The organism is Anaeromyxobacter dehalogenans 2CP-1, assembly GCF_000022145.1.
GTDB classification, from domain to species: domain Bacteria; phylum Myxococcota; class Myxococcia; order Myxococcales; family Anaeromyxobacteraceae; genus Anaeromyxobacter; species Anaeromyxobacter dehalogenans.
This window is the reverse complement of sequence record NC_011891.1, coordinates 829,775-845,928: the sequence shown is the minus strand read 5'-3', so window position 1 is coordinate 845,928 and position 16,154 is coordinate 829,775. Positions and strand designations below refer to the sequence as shown.

At 78.2% G+C, this 16,154-nt stretch carries 19 protein-coding genes and 1 pseudogene; 13 read left to right on the top strand and 7 right to left on the bottom strand.

Annotated elements, in window-relative coordinates; all coding sequences use genetic code 11:
• Window positions 1-32: 32 nt before the first annotated feature.
• From hisI to hisD, 6 genes and pseudogenes are all read right to left on the bottom strand, one after another.
• A pseudogene (hisI, locus tag A2CP1_RS23580) lies at window positions 33-272 on the bottom strand (phosphoribosyl-AMP cyclohydrolase); the annotation flags it as partial.
• A 68-nt stretch (window positions 273-340) separates the two neighbouring features.
• Window positions 341-1,105, bottom strand: coding sequence for an imidazole glycerol phosphate synthase subunit HisF (gene hisF / locus A2CP1_RS03750; protein ID WP_012632133.1), 765 nt, complete (start codon window positions 1,103-1,105; stop codon window positions 341-343).
• 18 nt (window positions 1,106-1,123) lie between these two features.
• Complete coding sequence (gene hisA / locus A2CP1_RS03745; RefSeq protein ID WP_012524818.1) at window positions 1,124-1,840, bottom strand: 1-(5-phosphoribosyl)-5-[(5-phosphoribosylamino)methylideneamino]imidazole-4-carboxamide isomerase; 717 nt, start codon at window positions 1,838-1,840, stop codon at window positions 1,124-1,126.
• Window positions 1,841-1,849: 9 nt separating this feature from the next.
• Window positions 1,850-2,464, bottom strand: coding sequence for an imidazole glycerol phosphate synthase subunit HisH (hisH, locus tag A2CP1_RS03740; protein ID WP_012632132.1), 615 nt, complete (start codon window positions 2,462-2,464; stop codon window positions 1,850-1,852).
• Window positions 2,461-3,087, bottom strand: a complete 627-nt coding sequence (gene hisB / locus A2CP1_RS03735; RefSeq protein ID WP_012632131.1) for an imidazoleglycerol-phosphate dehydratase HisB — start codon at window positions 3,085-3,087, stop codon at window positions 2,461-2,463. Before hisB ends, hisH begins: the two co-directional genes overlap by 4 nt.
• Window positions 3,084-4,490 carry a histidinol dehydrogenase gene (gene hisD / locus A2CP1_RS03730; RefSeq protein ID WP_012632130.1) on the bottom strand — a complete coding sequence of 469 codons (1,407 nt, stop codon included), beginning with the start codon at window positions 4,488-4,490 and terminating at the stop codon, window positions 3,084-3,086. Before hisD ends, hisB begins: the two co-directional genes overlap by 4 nt.
• A gap of 274 nt (window positions 4,491-4,764) precedes the next feature.
• Between hisD and A2CP1_RS03725 the strand changes: the two genes are divergently transcribed.
• Entirely contained in the window at window positions 4,765-5,295 is a 531-nt protein-coding gene (locus A2CP1_RS03725) for a response regulator transcription factor (RefSeq protein WP_012632129.1), read from the top strand.
• A gap of 60 nt (window positions 5,296-5,355) precedes the next feature.
• The gene (locus A2CP1_RS03720) at window positions 5,356-6,474 is read left to right on the top strand and encodes a VIT1/CCC1 transporter family protein (protein WP_012632128.1); all 1,119 of its coding nucleotides are present in this window, start codon (window positions 5,356-5,358) and stop codon (window positions 6,472-6,474) included.
• Window positions 6,475-6,600: 126 nt separating this feature from the next.
• Here the strand turns inward: A2CP1_RS03720 and A2CP1_RS03715 are convergent, their stop codons facing one another.
• Complete coding sequence (locus tag A2CP1_RS03715) at window positions 6,601-7,917, bottom strand: peptidase MATCAP family protein (RefSeq protein ID WP_012632127.1); 1,317 nt, start codon at window positions 7,915-7,917, stop codon at window positions 6,601-6,603.
• Window positions 7,918-8,056: 139 nt separating this feature from the next.
• Between A2CP1_RS03715 and A2CP1_RS03710 the strand changes: the two genes are divergently transcribed.
• The 11 genes from A2CP1_RS03710 to A2CP1_RS03660 all read left to right on the top strand — a co-directional run bounded on the left by A2CP1_RS03710 (window position 8,057) and on the right by A2CP1_RS03660 (window position 16,140).
• A complete protein-coding gene (locus A2CP1_RS03710; RefSeq protein WP_012632126.1) occupies window positions 8,057-8,494 on the top strand; it encodes a hypothetical protein in 438 nt (145 codons plus the stop codon).
• Window positions 8,495-8,504: 10 nt separating this feature from the next.
• Window positions 8,505-8,861 carry a hypothetical protein gene (locus A2CP1_RS03705; protein WP_012632125.1) on the top strand — a complete coding sequence of 119 codons (357 nt, stop codon included), beginning with the start codon at window positions 8,505-8,507 and terminating at the stop codon, window positions 8,859-8,861.
• Between the two features lie 9 nt (window positions 8,862-8,870).
• Window positions 8,871-9,590 carry a secretion protein gene (locus A2CP1_RS03700; protein ID WP_012632124.1) on the top strand — a complete coding sequence of 240 codons (720 nt, stop codon included), beginning with the start codon at window positions 8,871-8,873 and terminating at the stop codon, window positions 9,588-9,590.
• Window positions 9,587-9,913, top strand: a complete 327-nt coding sequence (locus A2CP1_RS03695) for a hypothetical protein (RefSeq protein ID WP_012632123.1) — start codon at window positions 9,587-9,589, stop codon at window positions 9,911-9,913. The genes A2CP1_RS03700 and A2CP1_RS03695 overlap by 4 nt, the downstream gene beginning before the upstream one ends.
• Window positions 9,914-10,035: 122 nt before the next feature.
• Entirely contained in the window at window positions 10,036-11,010 is a 975-nt protein-coding gene (locus tag A2CP1_RS03690) for a FliM/FliN family flagellar motor switch protein (protein WP_012632122.1), read from the top strand.
• On the top strand, window positions 11,007-11,369 hold the full coding sequence (locus A2CP1_RS03685; protein WP_012632121.1) for a flagellar biosynthetic protein FliO: 363 nt from the start codon (window positions 11,007-11,009) through the stop codon (window positions 11,367-11,369). The genes A2CP1_RS03690 and A2CP1_RS03685 overlap by 4 nt, the downstream gene beginning before the upstream one ends.
• Window positions 11,366-12,043 (top strand): type III secretion system export apparatus subunit SctR, encoded by a 678-nt coding sequence (gene sctR, locus A2CP1_RS03680; protein ID WP_012524805.1) that lies wholly within the window; start codon window positions 11,366-11,368, stop codon window positions 12,041-12,043. Before A2CP1_RS03685 ends, sctR begins: the two co-directional genes overlap by 4 nt.
• 5 nt (window positions 12,044-12,048) lie before the next feature.
• On the top strand, window positions 12,049-12,315 hold the full coding sequence (gene sctS, locus A2CP1_RS03675) for a type III secretion system export apparatus subunit SctS (RefSeq protein ID WP_012632120.1): 267 nt from the start codon (window positions 12,049-12,051) through the stop codon (window positions 12,313-12,315).
• Window positions 12,312-13,088 (top strand): flagellar biosynthetic protein FliR, encoded by a 777-nt coding sequence (locus A2CP1_RS03670; RefSeq protein ID WP_012632119.1) that lies wholly within the window; start codon window positions 12,312-12,314, stop codon window positions 13,086-13,088. Before sctS ends, A2CP1_RS03670 begins: the two co-directional genes overlap by 4 nt.
• Complete coding sequence (locus A2CP1_RS03665; protein ID WP_012632118.1) at window positions 13,085-14,116, top strand: EscU/YscU/HrcU family type III secretion system export apparatus switch protein; 1,032 nt, start codon at window positions 13,085-13,087, stop codon at window positions 14,114-14,116. The genes A2CP1_RS03670 and A2CP1_RS03665 overlap by 4 nt, the downstream gene beginning before the upstream one ends.
• Window positions 14,113-16,140 (top strand): flagellar biosynthesis protein FlhA, encoded by a 2,028-nt coding sequence (locus A2CP1_RS03660; RefSeq protein ID WP_012632117.1) that lies wholly within the window; start codon window positions 14,113-14,115, stop codon window positions 16,138-16,140. The genes A2CP1_RS03665 and A2CP1_RS03660 overlap by 4 nt, the downstream gene beginning before the upstream one ends.
• Window positions 16,141-16,154: the final 14 nt, after the last annotated feature.

Sequence of the window (16,154 nt, the reverse complement as noted above, 5' to 3'; positions counted from 1 at the left end):
GGGATCTCCTCTCTCTCCGAGAAGCAGCTGCGCGTCCCGGTGTGACACGCCGGGCCGGTCTGGCGCACGACGTAGAGCACGGCGTCTCCGTCGCAGTCCAGCGCGATCGCGCGGATCTCCTGCACGTGGCCGCTCGTGTCGCCCTTGCGCCAGAGCGACCGCCGGCTGCGGGACCAGTAGGTGGCGCGCCCGCCCTCGGCGGTGGCGACGAGCGCCTCGCGGTTCGCCCAGGCCAGCATCAGGACCGTGCCGTCCTCCTCCTGGGCGATCACCGGGACCAGGCCGCGATCGTCGAACGCGACCCGGCCGAGCAGGCGGGCGAGCGAGCGGGTGGGGCGGCTCACGGCCGCACCTCGATCCCGCGCGCCAGGAGGAAGGCCTTCGCCTCCTGCACGGTGTGCTTGCCGTCGTGGAAGATCGAGGCGGCCAGCGCCGCGTCGGCGATCTGGAGCCCCTCGGCGAGGTGCTCGAGCGTGCCGACGCCGCCCGAGGCGATCACCGGGACGGTCACGGCCGAGCAGACCTGCTCCAGCAGCTCGAGGTCGTAGCCCGCCTGCGTGCCGTCGCGATCCATCGAGGTGAGGAGCAGCTCGCCCGCGCCGCGCGCCGCCACCTCGCGCGCCCAGGCGATGCCCTCCACGCCGGTGGGCTTCGACCCGCCCGCCACGTAGACCTCCCACTCCTGGCGGCCGGCGCCGCGGGGCCGGCGCTTCACGTCGATGGCCACCACCAGCGCCTGCGCGCCGGCGAGGCGCGAGAGCCGGTCCACCAGGTCCGGGTCCTTCACCGCCGAGGAGTTCACCGAGACCTTGTCGGCGCCGGCGTGCAGCAGCGCCACGAAGTCCTCCTCGCCGCGCACGCCACCGCCCACCGTGAGCGGCGCGAACACGCGCGCGGCGGTGCGGGTGACGAGGTCGAGGAGCGTGCCGCGGTTCTCCTGCGTCGCGGCGATGTCGAGGTAGGTGACCTCGTCGGCGCCCTGCGCGTCGTAGCGCGCGGCCGCCTCCACCGGATCGCCCGCGTCGCGCAGGTTCTGGAACTTGACCCCCTTGACCACGCGTCCGGCCTTCACGTCGAGGCAGGGGATGATGCGCTTCGCCGGCATGCGGTGCCCTTCCCTCTCCTACTCCGCCGCGGCGCGCACCGCCTCGGCGAGCGCGATCCGGCCCTCGTACAGCGCCTTGCCGACGATCACGCCGGCCAGCCCGGCGGCGCGGCAGGCGCGCACGTCGTCGAGGCCGGCCACGCCGCCCGAGGCGACCACCTGCACGCCGGCCTCGGCCTGCAGCCGCGCCGCGCCCTCGGCGTCCACCCCGGTGAACATGCCGTCGCGGCCGACGTCGGTGTACTCCACCAGCCCGACCCCGGCCTCCTTCACCCGGCGCGCCACCTCGGCCGCGCCGAGCCCGGTGCCCTCCAGCCAGCCGGCGATCTTCACCTCGCCGTTGCGCGCGTCGATGCCGCTGCGCACGCGCCCGGGGAAGCGGGCGCAGGCCTGGCGGACCAGGTCGAGCCGCTCCACCGCCGCGGTGCCGAGCACCACGTACCGCACGCCCAGCTCGAGCACCTTCTCGATGTCCGGCAGCGAGCGCAGCCCGCCGCCCAGCTCCACCTCCGCCCCCGGCACCGCGCAGATGGCGCGGACCGCGTCGAGGTTCACCGGCCAGCCGGCCTTCGCGCCGTCGAGGTCCACCACGTGGATGAGGCTCGCGCCGTCGCGCACCAGCTCGGCGGCCTTCTCGGCCGGGTCGCGCGCGTACACGGTCTTGCGGGCGAAGTCGCCCTTCTCCAGCCGGACCACCTCGCCGCCGATGAGATCGATCGCTGGGATGACGAGCATGGCCCCCGCCTAGGTGGAGACGAACCGCTCGAGCAGGGCCAGGCCCACGCGCTGGCTCTTCTCAGGGTGGAACTGCACCGCGAACAGGTTGCCGCGCTCCAGCGCCGCGCAGAAGTCGCGGCCGTGGTGCGTGAGCAGGGCCGCGCCGGGCGCCTCCGCGGGCGCGGCGTAGGAGTGCGCGTAGTAGACGTAGGCGCCGTCCATGGGCGCGAACAGCGCCGACCCGGGGGCCACCAGCCGCACCTTCGACCAGCCGATGTGCGGCAGCTTCACGCCGCCGGGCAGCCGCGCGATGCGGCCGTCCACCAGGCCGAGTCCGCGGGCCCCGCCCGCCTCCTCGCCCTCGGCGAACAGGATCTGCAGCCCGACGCAGATGCCCAGCACCGGCGTCCCGCGCTCGACCGCCTCCAGGAGCGCGCCGGCCACGCCGCTCCGGCGCATCGCCTCGGCGCAGGCGGGCATCGCGCCCTGCCCCGGCACCACCACCCGGTCGGCGCGGCGGACCGCGTCGGGATCGCGCGTGACCACCACCGCCGCGCCCACCTCGCGCAGCGCGTTCTCCACCGAGCGCAGGTTGCCGGCGCCGTAGTCCACCAGCGCGACGGTGCCGGCCGGGCGGCTCACAGCGTTCCCTTGGTGCTGGGCAGCGCGGTCCCCTCGCGCGCGGTCGCGGCGCGGAGCGCGCGCGCGGTCGCCTTGAAGATCGCCTCGACCACGTGGTGCAGGTTGCGGCCGTAGCGGACGTTCACGTGCACGCAGATGCGCGCGTGGTTCACGAGCGCCTGCAGGAAGTCCTGCGTCAGGTCCACGTCGTAGCCGCCGATGAACTTCTTGCCGCTCGGCAGCTTCGCGTTGAACGTGAGGTGCGGGCGGCCGGAGAGGTCCACCACCGCCTCCACCAGCGCCTCGTCGAGCGGCACCACCGCGTGCCCGTAGCGCGCCAGCCCGGCCTTGTCCTCGAGCGCCTGCCGCAGCGCCTCGCCCAGGCCGATGCCCACGTCCTCGACGGTGTGGTGCGCGTCCACCTGCAGGTCGCCCTTCGCCCGCACCGTGAGCGCCATGCCGCCGTGGCGCGAGATCTGGTCGAGCATGTGGTCGAAGAACGGGAGCCCGGTCGAGATCGCCGCCTCGCCCGGCTCGAGCCGGAGCTCCACCGCGACGTCGGTCTCCTTGGTCCGCCGCGCCACCGCCCCGCGGCGCGCGGCCGCCCCCGCGCGCGGGGTCTTCACCGCCGCCCGCCGGCTCATCGACGCGCCCCCCCGGCCGCGGCGCGCGCGCGGGGCGCCCCCGACGCGCCGGCCGCCTTCGCCTTCGCCGGCGCCACCCGGCGGGCCCGCGCGGACGCGCGCTTCGCCACCCGCACCTCCACCGCGCGCCAGTGCCCCTCCAGCCCCTCGGCCCGCGCCAGCGCCTCGACCGACGGTGCCAGCGCGGCGAGCGCCGCGGGCGTCAGGTCGAGCACGCTCATGCGGCGGCGGAACGTCGCCACCGACAGCGGCGAGGCGAACCGGGCGGTGCCGGCGGTCGGGAGCACGTGGCTCGGGCCGGCCAGGTAGTCGCCGACCGCCTCCGGGGTGGAGCTGCCCACGAACACCGCGCCGGCGCGCGAGATCCGCTTCACGAGGCCGGCCGCGCCGCGGGCGTGCAGCGCCAGGTGCTCGGGCGCGAACGCGTCGGCGAGCCGCACCGCCTCGGAGAGGCCGCGCGTCACCACCACCGCGCCGCGCTCCTCGATCGACCGCCCGGCGATCTCCCGGCGCGGCAGGTCGGCGAGCTGGCGCTCCACCGCCGCCAGCGCCGCCCGCGCCAGCGCGGCCGACGGCGTCACCAGCACCGACACGGCCCGCACGTCGTGCTCGGCCTGCGCGAGCAGGTCGCTCGCCACCTCGGCCGGATCCGCCGCCGCGTCCGCGAGCACCAGGATCTCGCTCGGCCCGGCGATCATGTCGATGTCCACGCGCCCGAACACCAGCCGCTTCGCGGCGGCCACGTACGCGTTGCCCGGCCCGCAGATCTTGTCCACCGCCGGCACCGTGGCGGTGCCGTACGCCAGCGCCGCCACCGCCTGCGCGCCGCCGACCTTGAACAGGCGCGCCACCCCGGCCACGTGGCAGGCGGCGAGCGTCCAGCGGTCCATCTCGCCGCTGCCCTTCACGCCGGGGGACGTCACGACGATCTCCCGGACGCCGGCCACGCGGGCCGGAACGGCGGTCATCAGCACCGAGGAGGGATAGCGGGCCGTCCCCCCCGGAACGTACAGGCCGACGCGCTCCAGCGGGCGGACGACCTGCGACAGCGTCGCACCCGCGGCGTCGCGACGGGCCGGCACCCGGGCGTCGGTCTCGCGGCGATGGAAGTCGGCGATGCGCCGGGCGGCGAGCGAGAGCGCACGACGCGCCGCGGCGGGGAGGCCGCGGTACGCGGCGGCGAAGTCGGCCGGGCCGAGCGCCAGGCCGGCGGCGGAGCCCGGGTCCCAGGCGTCGTGGCGGCGGGTGTGCTCGAGCAGCGCCAGGTCGCCGCGGGCGCGGACGTCGGCCACGATGGTGGCGGCGGCCTCGCGCACCGGCGCCTCGTCCTCGTCCGACCCACGGGCGCAGACGCGGGCCCACGCTTCTTGGAAGCCAGGATCGCGGGAATCGAGCTTCAGCACGGCGGAACTCCTCGGGGAACCCGTTCGTATAGACGAAAAGGCCCTGGATGGCGAGGGTCGCGCCTGCCCCGGTCGGCCGCGACCTGCGGCGCACCAGACGGACGCACCGTCCGCATCGGCGCGCGGCGTGTACGGGATTCCCCGGATAGCGAAGATCGGCGGATGGAATAGGCTCCGGTCTCGAAAATTCGCGCGAAGCCTTGGGGGGCCGCGAACGATGACCACCGTGCACGGGGGAGAGCTCTCTCCCCGTGAAGTCGCTCCACCCGCTTCGATGCCGCCGCCGCCCGACCGGCCGGAGATCTCCGCCCTCGCGACGGCCGCCCTCGACGCGGCGCTCGAGGCCATCCCCGCGCCCGCGGTGGTGGTCCGCGCGCCCGCCTCGATCCTGCTCGCGAACGCGCGCGCCCGGACGCTCCTCGCCGCGGACCGCGAGCGGGTGATGGAGGTGCTCCGCGCGCCCCCGGCCGCCGACGCGCGCACGCCCGCCCGCTTCGCGGTCGAGGGCCACCCCGGCCACGCGCTGGTGGTCCTGCCGGACCTGGACGGCGACGCGCGCCATCGCGTGCAGGTGATCTCGCGACGCTGGGGGCTCACGCCGCGGCAGGCCGCCGTGCTGGCCCGCGTGGCGCAGGGCGACACGAACCGCACCGTGGCGTCGCGGCTCGGCTGCTCCGAGAAGACCATCGAGCTGCACGTGTCGGCGCTGCTCGCGAAGACCCGGTGCACCAGCCGCTCGCACCTGGTGGCGACGTTCTGGACCGACCCCTGCGACGGGGCGCGGACCGCGGCCGCCCTGCGCTGACGCCGGTGGCGCGCCGGCCGGCTCGGCCTCCGGCGCCGGCCCTGCTACAGTCCGCCGCGCATGAACGTGCGCACCGACCTGTGGCTCCAGAACCTGCTCGACGAGCGCGACGGCGCCGCGCTGTACGAGGGGCTCGCCCGGCACGAGAAGGACCCCGCCCGCGCGGCGAGCTTCCGGGAGCTGGCCGCGGCGGAGCGGCGCCACGCGCAGGTCTGGGAGCGCAAGCTCCTCAAGGAAGGCGTGGCGGTCCCGCCGGACCGGCCCAGCTCGCGCGTGCGCGCGCTGGTGTGGCTGGCGCGGCGCCTGGGCAGCGCGGCGGTGCTGCCCATGGTCCTCGAGACCGAGGCCGGCGACGCCGACAAGTACGACCAGCAGGGCGGCGAGGCGACGGAGATCGCCGCGGAGGAGCGCGCGCACCGGCAGGTGCTGGCCGGCATGCACGGGCCGGACGCGCCGCAGGGCGCGCGGGCGCTCATCGGCGACCGCGAGCGGTGGCACCGCGGCGGCGGGCGGGCCGGGTCGATCCGCGCTGCGATCTTCGGGATGAACGACGGGCTCGTGTCCAACCTGTCGCTCATCCTCGGGGTGGCCGGGGCGGGCGTCGCGCCGGGCACCGTGCTCGTCACCGGGTTCGCCGGGCTGCTGGCGGGCGCGTTCTCGATGGCGGCGGGCGAGTACACCTCCGTCGCGAGCCAGCGCGACCTCCTCGCCCGGCAGATCGCGCTCGAGAAGCGCGAGATCGAGGAGGCCCCGGAGGAGGAGGCCGCCGAACTCGCGCTCATCTTCAAGCAGAAGGGGCTCTCGACGGAGCAGGCGAGCCGCACCGCCGCCGAGATCCTGAAGAACCCGGAGAGCGCGCTCGACACGCTGGTGCGAGAGGAGCTGGGGCTCGACCCGGAGGACCTCGGCTCGCCTATGGGCGCGGCGGGCTCGTCCTTCGCGATGTTCTCGGTGGGCGCGCTCGTGCCCATCGTGCCGTTCCTGGTGACCTCCGGCACGCCGGCGGTGATCTCGAGCGCGATCCTGGCGGGCGGGATCCTGGCCGGCGTGGGCGGCGCGGTCGGGTTCCTCTCCGGCACGAGCGTGTGGCGATCCGCGCTGCGGATGGCAGGGCTCGCGGCGCTGGCGGCCGGGGTCACCTACGCGGTGGGGCGGATCTTCGGGGCCAGCATCAGCTAGCGGGGCTGCGCCCCGCCCCGCCGAGCCAAGCTCGTCGGGGCCCCACCTGCTGCGCGGGGCCCGTGACCTCGGGCGCGCCTGACGGCGCGCGGCCGTCGGTCGCGACGCTGGCGCTGGACCGCGCCGTCACTCGCCCAGATCGCCCTCGTCCGCGCCGGCGAGCCGTGCCGGCCCTTCCTCCGTGTCCGCCTCGCGCGCGCGCCCGGGCGCCTCGGCCGGCGGCCGCGTACCGCGGCGGCGCGCGTAGTAGCGGGTCACCGAGGGCAGCGAGAAGCGGTTCATGGTCACGCTGTGCGTGGCGATCGCGTTCAGCCGGTCGATGTCGATGAACCACTCCGGCAGGTAGACCGGTCCGACGCAGATCCCCTCCTCCACCAGGTCCCGCACCAGCTCGGCGTCGTCCACGCTCATCTTGCCGGCCAGGAACGCGCGCACCAGCTCCACGTCGCGCTGCTCCAGCGCCGCGCGCAGGAAGTTGAACGTCCGGCAGTAGCCGCGCTGGTAGGCCGCGTCCTTCGTGAACGGCGCGCCGCCCTCCAGCAGCCCGCCGCGGAACACGCGCTCGCTCATGAGCGCCGCCTTCTCCGGCGGGAAGCGCGCCAGCAGGTACCGGTACACCTCGAGGAAGTCGGCGCCCCGCGCCGCCATGTCGATGGCGATGGTCCGCTCGCCGAGCTCGATGTAGCGCTCGTCGGTGATGTGGCCGGTGAGGAACTCGGCCACGATGCCGCCGCCCTCCTGCGACTCGGTGTGGCGGGGGAGGCCCACGCCCAGCACCGGGAGGTGCGGCTGCCGGTAGCCGTTCAGCGAGGTGAGCACGTGCCACAGCCCCTCGTGGTGCGCGAGCGCCCGCACCTGCCGCTCGGAGAAGCGCGCGCCCTTGCGGAGCGTGATGCTGGTGCCCCCCGCGGCGGCGTTGGCGGTGAGCCGGGTCCGGACCACGGCCTTCACGTGCCCGCCCAGCAGCGGGTTGCAGATCTCCGCCACGCGCGCCGCCGCCTGCTCGGCGTCGTGGACCAGCTCCTCGTCGCGCGCGCGCGGGCGCGAGGCCCACATGCGCGCGATGGCGAGGTTGTCCACGTTGTGGTCGGGGAAGCGGTCGCGCGGGTCGCCGTAGATGCGGCGGGAGAGCTCGTAGAAGCGCTTCGTCCCGCGCGCGGCGAGGAGCTGCGCGAGCGCGATGAACTCGTCGCACTTGCGGCGGAGCAGGTCCTCCACCGGGTTCTTGCCGCGCACCTGCCGGCGGATGGCGCGCAGCTCCTTGATCTTCTTCTCCGGCTCGAAGCCGAGCGGCGGGTACTCCGGCCTGGGCAGCTCGCGCGCGCCGCCGCGGAAGAAGCGCTCGTGCACCGCGGGATCCCAGTTGATGGACCGCAGCACGCGGATGGGCCGCTGCGCGCGCAGGATCTCATCGCTGACGCGGCGGAACACGTCGGGCGGCACGCGCGGACGTTACCACGGTCCGCCGGCCGCCCGCCCCGGTCGCGCGCCGGCCGGCGCCCCGCGCCCGCCGCCCGCGCCGGCGGGCGCTTTCGCCGCGGCACGGCCGTTGCTGTCCGTCGCGCCGAGGAGGACGCACGCCATGAACCGAATCGAGTCGATCCACGTCGCACCGACCAGCACGCAGCGCGCGCTGCCCAGCCGCTTCGACGCCGCCCTGCGCGGCGCCGCCGAGGGGCTGGTCCGCGGGGTGGCCGCCACCGTCGAGCTCGCCGCGCCCATCGTCCCGGGCGGCACCATCCTCTCCGCCGCCATCCGCTCCGGCGCCGCGGCCGCCGGCGGCTCGCCGCTCGCCGGGTCCCCGCTGGCCGGCGCGCTCACCGGGTCGCCCGGCGGCGGCGCCGGCGGCGACGTGCTCGACGCCACCCGCGCGCTGCAGCGCGAGGCCCAGACGTTCAACCTCCAGTACCTCCAGCTGCAGGAGCACATGCAGCGGGAGAGCCGCGAGTTCACCGCGGTGTCCAACGTGATGAAGGTCCGGCACGACAGCGCCCGGGCCGCCATCCAGAACATCCACTAGCGAGCGCCCCATGCCCGTCGCCCCGGTGGGCGCGGCCGCCCCGGCCCTCCCGGCCGCCGCGGTCGCGCCGCAGCAGAGCTTCGCGAAGGCGCTCGAGGCGCGCACCGGCCCCGGCCCGGCCGCGCCGCCCGCGCGCGAGCCGCCGCGCCCGACCGCGGGCGCCGCCGCGCTCGCCGCGGTGGAGCGCGCCCAGGCCCGGCTCGATGCGGTGCTCACCGCCGCCCGCTCCGGCCGGACGTTCACCGCCCAGGAGCTGCTCGGGCTCCAGGCCGAGGCGTACCGCACCGTCCAGACCGTGGACCTCGCCGCCAGGCTGGTCGAGCAGGGCGCCCAGGCCGTGAAGCAGGCGCTGAACACGCAGCTCTGAGGACCCGCCATGCGCCTCGCACCCCTCGCGCTCCCGCTCACCCTGGCGCTGGCCGGCTGCTCCGGCGAAGCGCTCCTGCACGGCCTCGACGAGCCGCAGGCGAACGACGTCCTCGTCGCGCTCGACGAGGGCGGGATCGCCGCGGAGAAGGCGCGCGAGGACGGCGCCGACGCCGGCTGGGAGGTGCGCGTCGCCGCGGCCGACGCCGTCCGCGCGCGGCGCGTGCTGGCCGAGCGCGATCTGCCCCGGCAGCGCCCGGCCGGCTTCGACGCCGTGCTCGCGAAGGGCTCGATGGTCCCGACGGCCACGGAGGAGCACGCGCTGTACCTCCACGCGCTCTCGGGCGAGCTCGCGCGCAGCATCGAGGCCATCGACGGCGTGGTGGGCGCGCGCGTGCACCTCGGCCTGCCGCAGGCGGATCCGTTCCGGCCGGGCGAGCGGCCCGCGCCGCGCGCCGCGGTGCTGGTGCGGTGCCGCGCGGCGGCGTGCGCCGCGGTGCGGGCGCTCGAGCCCGGGCTCCGGGCGCTGGTGGCCGGGGCCGCGGACGGGCTCGACGCCGCGGCGGTGTCGGTGGTCTTCGCGGAGGCGCCGCAGACCACCGCGCCGCCTCCGCCACCCCGCCGCGGGCGCTCGCCGGTGCTGCTCGCGCTCGCGGCCGCGGCCGGCGCGGCGGCGATCGCGGTGGGCGGCGGCGCGGGGGTGCGCTGGCGCCGGGGGAAGCCGTCGTGACCGGTGCGGACCGGCGGCTCGCCGCCGCCGCCGCCGCGCTCGCGCCCCGGCGCGCGCAGGCGCTCCTCGCCCGCGGCCCGTCTCCCGCCGCCTCCGAGGAGGCCGCCCGCCTCGCCCGGCTCCCGGGCGGCGCGCGGCTGGACGCGCTCACGGCCGCGGTCGAGACCGCGCCGGCGGAGCGGCGCGCGCGTACACGGGCCGTGGCCGCCGCCGAGCGCCCGCGGGTGGCCCGCCTGCTCGCCGACCTCGCCCTGGGTGGGGCTCCGCCGGCGGGCGTGGCCGGCGCCCTGGTGCGCCTCTGCCGGGAGCGGCTCTCCGGCTGACGGCGTCCGCGCCGCGGACACCCCGCCTTCCCGGCGGACACCGGCTGACCGTCCCCCGCGCGCAACCCCGCGCCGTCCCGGCTGATCGCGCCCTGGCACGCGGGGTGGAAATCCGGACGCGCATGGCGCTTCCGTTCGTCCTCCCCGCGGTCTCGCGCGGCCACGCAGAGCTGACGTCCGCGGCCCGCCGGCTCGGGGCCGAGGTCGCCGAGGCGGCGGCGGCCTCGCTCTCGGCCCTCGTCGGCGCCGAGGTGTCGGTGGCCGGCCGCGCGGTGCCCGGCCGCGCCTGGCCCCGCCCCGCGGTGGCCCGGATCGCGCTCGACCTGCCGGCGCTGCCCGGGACCGCGATCCTGGAGGTCGAGCCGGCGCTGGTCGTACGCGTGGTGGACCGGATGGCCGGCGGAGACGGCGCGCCCGCTCCGGCTGCGTCGCTCACGCCGGTGGAGGTGACCGCGCTCGAGCTGCTCGCCCTCGCCGCGCTGGACGGCGCGTGCGGCGTCGCCGAGCTGGAGGAGCGGCTGTCGCCGCGCCTCGCCCGCGCCGACGCCGAGCCCGCGGGCGCGCTCGCCGTCGAGCTGGAGGTCACGGCGGGGCCGGCGCGGGGCCGCGCCCGCCTGCTGCTGCCGCCCGCGGCCGTTCGCGCGCTGCGCGGGCCGGCGGAGCTCGACCGGCAGCTCCCGATGCCGGGCTCGGTGCGCCGCGGGCGCGCCGCGCTCACCGCGGCCGAGCTGGACGCGCTCGAGCCCGGCGACGTGCTGGTGGTGGACCCGCCCGCGGACGGGCGCGACGCGCTGGTCCTGCCGGGCGGGCTCCGGGCGCTCGGGCGGATCGATGGCGAAGGCTTCCACGTGGAGGAGACGGAGATGGCCGAACGGCATGCGCAGCTCCCGGTGACGCTCGAGGTCGAGCTGGCCCGGGTGGACGTCCCGCTCGCCGAGGTGGCGCGGCTCGAGCCCGGCTCGGTGCTCGCGCTGAACCTCGACCGCCGCGGGCTGGTGACCCTGCGCCTGGGCGAGCGCGCGATCGCGCGGGGCGAGCTGGTGGACGTGGAGGGCGCGGTGGGCGTCCGCATCCTGTCGCTGGAGGTGGCGCCGTGACCGCCGGGCTCCGCGGGCTCCCCGCCCGGCCCGGCGCGCGCGCCGCCGCCGCCGGGCTCGCCGCCGCCGGCGTGCTGCTGCTCCTCTCCCGCGCCCCCGGAGACCTGGCCCCGGCCGCCGCGCGCGGCGGGCTGGCCGCCTGCGCGGTCGGCGCGCTCGCCGCGCTGGCGCGCCGCCGCGGCGCCCGGGCGCGCCCCGCACCGGCGCTGGTGATCGTGGCCCGCGCGCCGCTCTCGCGCGACGCCGGCCTGGCGCTGGTGGAGGTGGATGGGCGCCGGCTGCTGGTCGGGTTCGGGTCCGACCGGGTCGCGCTGCTCGACGGCGCGCCGGCGGCGACCGCCCCGGGAGACCGGCCGTGATCGCCGCCGCGCTCGCCGCCTCCGCCGGCCCGGTGGCCGACCGGCCCGCCGAGATGCTGGTGCTGCTCGCGCTGCTCGCGCTCGTGCCCGCGGCGCTGGTGATGCTCACCTCGTTCCTGAAGATCTCGGTGGTCCTGTCGATCGCGCGCTCGGCGCTGGGCGCGCCGCAGGTGCCGCCGAACACGGTCGTCACCGGCCTCGCGCTGGTGCTGACGATGCTGGTCATGGCGCCGGTGGCCGAGCGCGCGGCCGCCCTGGCGCGGCCCGCGCCCGGCGAGCGCGGCCTCGCGGCCTCGCTGGCGGCGCTCCAGCGCGGCGCCGGGCCGGTGAAGGCGTTCCTCGCGCGCTTCGCGCGGCCCGACGACCGGGCCGCGTTCCTCGACGTGGCGCGGCGGCTCCGCGCGCCGGACGCCGCCCCGCCGGCGGACGACGACCTGGCGGTGCTCGCGCCCGCGTTCGTGGTGTCCGAGCTGCGCCGGGCCTTCACCATCGGCTTCCTGGTGTTCGTGCCGTTCCTGGTGGTGGACCTGGTGATCTCGAACGTGCTGCTCGCGCTCGGCCTCACCCAGCTCTCGCCCACCTCGGTCGCGCTCCCGTTCAAGCTCCTCCTCTTCGTCGCCGTCGACGGGTGGAAGCTCCTCGCCCGCGCCCTGGCGCTGTCGTACGCAGGGTGATCGCGATGGATCCCGCCCTCCTCCACCTCGGCCGCGAGGCGCTCCTGCTCGTGCTGGTGCTCTCCGCCCCGCCGCTCGGCGCCGCGCTCCTGGTCGGCCTCGTCACCGGCGTGCTCCAGGCCGCCACGCAGGTCCAGGAGCAGACGCTGGGCGTGGTCCCGCGCCTCGTCGCGGTGGTGATCTCGCTCGCGATCGCGGCGCCCTGGATCGGCGCCCGCGCGGTGCGGTTCGCCGCCGATTGCTTCGCGCTCGTGCCCCGGATCGCGCCGTGACCGAGCTCGCCCCGGAGCTCCTGCCGCGGCTCGCCGGCGCGCTGCTCCACGCGCTGCGGCTCGCGCCGGTGGTGATGCTCTCGCCGCTGCTGGGCGGCCCGATGGCCCCGCCGGTGGCGCGGGTGGGGCTCGCGCTCGGGCTGGGCGGCGCGGCGGCGCTCGCCGCGGGCGCGCCCGCCGCGCCGGCAGAGGCGATCGCCTTCGCCGTCGCGGCCGCCCGCGAGGCGGCGCTCGGCCTCGCGCTGGGCCTGCTCTCGGCGGCGCCGGTGGAGGCCGCTCGCGCCGCGGGGCGCCTCGCCGACACCTTCCGCGGCGCCACGCTCAGCGAGCTCCACGTGGCGCCGGTCCGGCAGCGCGAGAGCGCCTCCGGCGACCTGCTCGCGCACTGGGTGGTGGTCCTGGCCGCGTGGGGCGGCGGCGATCGCCTGGTGCTCCGGGGGCTGCTGGCGAGCTTCGCGACGCTGCCCGCCGGGGCGCCGTTCCCGGCGGGCGCGGCCCGCGAGGTGGTCCTGCACGCGTCTGCGGAGCTGCTCGCGGCCGCGGTGGCGGTCGCGGCGCCCGCCGCCGCGGGGGTGCTCGCGGCCGACCTGGCCCTGTCGCTGGCGGCGCGCGTCGCGCCGCAGCTCGGACCGGTGAACGTGGCGCAGCCGGCGCGCGCCGCGTTGGGGCTGGCGCTGCTCGCGGCGGCCGCGAGCGCCGGCGCTGGGCGGCTGGTCTCGCTGGCCGCGCTCCCCGGCCAGCTGGTCGCCGTGCTCTCCGGAGGCCGCCCGTGAGCGGCAACCGCACCGAGCAGCCCACCCCGCGACGGCTGCGCGAGGCGCGCCGGCGCGGCGAGGTGGCGGTCAGCCGCGAGCTCACCGGCGCCGCGGCGCTGGCCGGCGGGCTGGCGGCGCTGGCCGCCTCGGCGCCGGGCGCCGCGGCCGAGCTCGGCGCCATGCTCCGCGCTGCGCTCGCCGCGGCGGGTGGCGCGCCGGCGAGCCCGGCGGCCGCGCTCCAGGGCGCGGCGGCGGCGGTCCTGCGGCTCTCGCTCCCCGCCTGCGGCGCCGCGCTCGCGGTCGGCGCCGCGGCGGCCGCGCTGCAGGCCGGGCCCGGACTCTCCTTCGCCGCGCTCGCGCCCCGGCTCGAGCGGATCGACCCGGCGCGCGGCCTGCGCCGCCTCCTCTCCGGCGCGCAGCTCGCCGCCGCGGCCCTGGGGCTCGCGAAGTCCGCGGTGCTGGCGGCGCTGGCCTGGGGCTGGCTCGCCGGCGCGGCGCCGTCGCTCGCCGCGCTCCCGCGGCTCGGCCCGGCCGCGCTCTGGCGCGCCCCGGCGGTCCTCGGCGGGCTGGCCTGGCGCCTCGCGGCGGCGTTCGCGGTGCTCGGCGCGCTCGACCTCGCGCTGGTGCGCCGCCGCCACCGGCGCGCCCTCATGATGACCCGCGACGAGGTGCGCCGCGAGCACCGGGAGGACGAGGGCGATCCGCTGCACCGCGCCGCGCGGCAGCGGCGCCACCGGGCCCTGCTCGAGGCGCCCGCGGTGGCGCGCGCCACGGTGGTGGTGGTGAACCCGACGCACCTCGCGGTGGCGCTGCAGCACGACCGCCGGGGCGGCGGCGCTCCGCGCGTGGTCGCGAAGGGCGCGGGCGAGGCGGCGGCGCGCATCCGGTCCGCCGCGCGCCGGGCCGGCGTCCCGGTGGTCCGGGACGTCGCGCTCGCCCGCGCCCTGCACCGCCTCGCCGAGGTCGGCGACGAGATCCCCGAGGCGCTCTACGAGGCCGCCGCCGCGGTCCTCGCACACCTGTACGGCCTGGAGGCCCAGCCATGATCCCCGTCCACGCCCTGCTCTCGCGCCTGCGCTCCTCCGGCGAGGCCCTGTTCGCGCTCGCCGTGCTGGGGCTGGTGCTGCTGCTCGTCACCCCGCTCGCGCCCGCCGTGCTCGACCTGCTGCTCGCCACGAACCTGGCGGCGGCCGCCACGGTGCTGGTGGTGACGCTGTTCGCCCGGGACGCGCTCCGGTTCGCGAGCTTCCCCACCCTGCTCCTGCTCACCACCCTGTTCCGCCTCGCGCTCAACGTGAGCTCGACGCGGCTCGTGCTCTCGCGCGGCGAGGCCGGCCGGGTCATCGAGGCGTTCGGCCGGGTGGTGGTCCAGGGAAACACGGTGGTCGGCGCGGTGGTGTTCGCGATCCTCACGCTGGTGCAGCTCCTGGTGGTGGCGAAGGGCGCCGAGCGCGTCGCCGAGGTGGCGGCCCGCTTCACGCTCGACGCGCTCCCGGGCAAGCAGATGGCCATCGACGCCGACCTGCGCGCCGGGACGCTCGACGCGGGCGAGGCGCGGCGGCGGCGCCGGGCGCTGGAGCGGGAGAGCCAGCTCTACGGCGCGATGGACGGCGCGCTCAAGTTCGTGAAGGGCGACGCGATCGCGGGCGTCGCGATCGTGATCGTCAACGTGGCGGGCGGCCTCGTGGCCGGCATGCTGCGCGGCATGACGGCGGGCGACGCCGCGCGCCGGTACGCGCTGCTCGCCATCGGCGACGGGCTCTCCTCGCAGATCCCGTCGCTGCTCGTCGCGGTCGCGGCCGGGATCGCGGTGACGCGGGTGGCGGGCGAGGAGGAGGGCGCGACGCTCGGCGGCGAGATCGGGCGTCAGCTCCTCGCCGAGCCCGCGCCGCTCGCGGCGGTGGCGGCGCTGCTCGGCGCCCTCGCGCTCGCGCCGGGGCTGCCGGCCGCGCCGTTCCTCGCGCTCGCCGGCGCCGGCGGCGCGGCGGCCTGGTGGATCGCGCGGCGGGCGGCGCGCGCCCCGGCCCCGGCGACCGGAGCCTCGGTGGCGAGCGCGCCCGGTCCGTCCGGAGCGGACGCGGACGGCCCGGCGCCGCTCGCGCTGGAGCTCGCGGAAGATCTCCTCGCCGCGGCCGCCACGCCGGCCGGGCAGGAGGGGCTCGCGGCGCTCCGCGAGACGGTGTGGCGCGCGCTCGGCGTCCGCACGCCGGCCATCGCGCTCCGGGCGGCCCCGCTGCCGGCGGGCGGCCACCGCCTTCTCATCGACGAGATCCCGGCCGGCGGCGGCACCGCCCCCGCCGGTCAGGTGGTGGTCCTCGCCGCGCCCGACGAGCTCGCGCTCGCGCGCATCGAGGCCGCGGTCGAGCGCGATCCCCTCTCCGGAAGGCCGGTGTCGGTGATCGCGGAGGCGGACGCGCACCGCGCCCGCGCGCTGGGCGCGGTGCGCGGCCCGCTCGATCGCGCGCTCGCGGCCACCGCAGCGGCGCTGCTCCGCCACGCGTCGCACCTCGTCGGCGTGCAGGAGGTGCAGGCGCTCCTCGATGGGCTCGAGCCCGGGGCGCCCGCGCTGGTTCGCGAGGCGAGCCGGCAGCTCCCGCCCGCGCTGCTCGCGGAGGTGCTGCGGCGGCTGGTCGAGGAGGGCGTCTCCATCCGGCCGCTGCGCACGATCCTGGAGGCGCTGCTCGAGGCGGGCGGCGCCGGGCGCGGGCCGGCCGCGCTGGCGGAGTGCGCCCGGCGCGCGCTGCGTCGCCAGCTCGCGCACGCGCACGCGGGCGAGGGCCCGCTCGCCGCGCTGCTGCTGGATCCGGCCGCGGAGCAGGTGCTCCGCGAGGGGCTCGCAGGCGACGCGCTCGCCATCGACCCGCGGGTGGCCGCGGAGCTGATCGGACGCATCGGCGCCGAGGCGGAGCTTCAGGCAGCGCCGCCGGTGGTGCTGACCAGCGCCGACGTCCGACGGGCGCTCCGCACCCTGCTCGCGCCCCGGCTCCCGGCCGTCGCGGTGCTCGCCTACGACGAGCTGCCTCCCGAGCTCACGGTCCGGCCGCTCGGGCGCGTCGCGCTGGCGGCCTGAGGCCCGGAACGCAG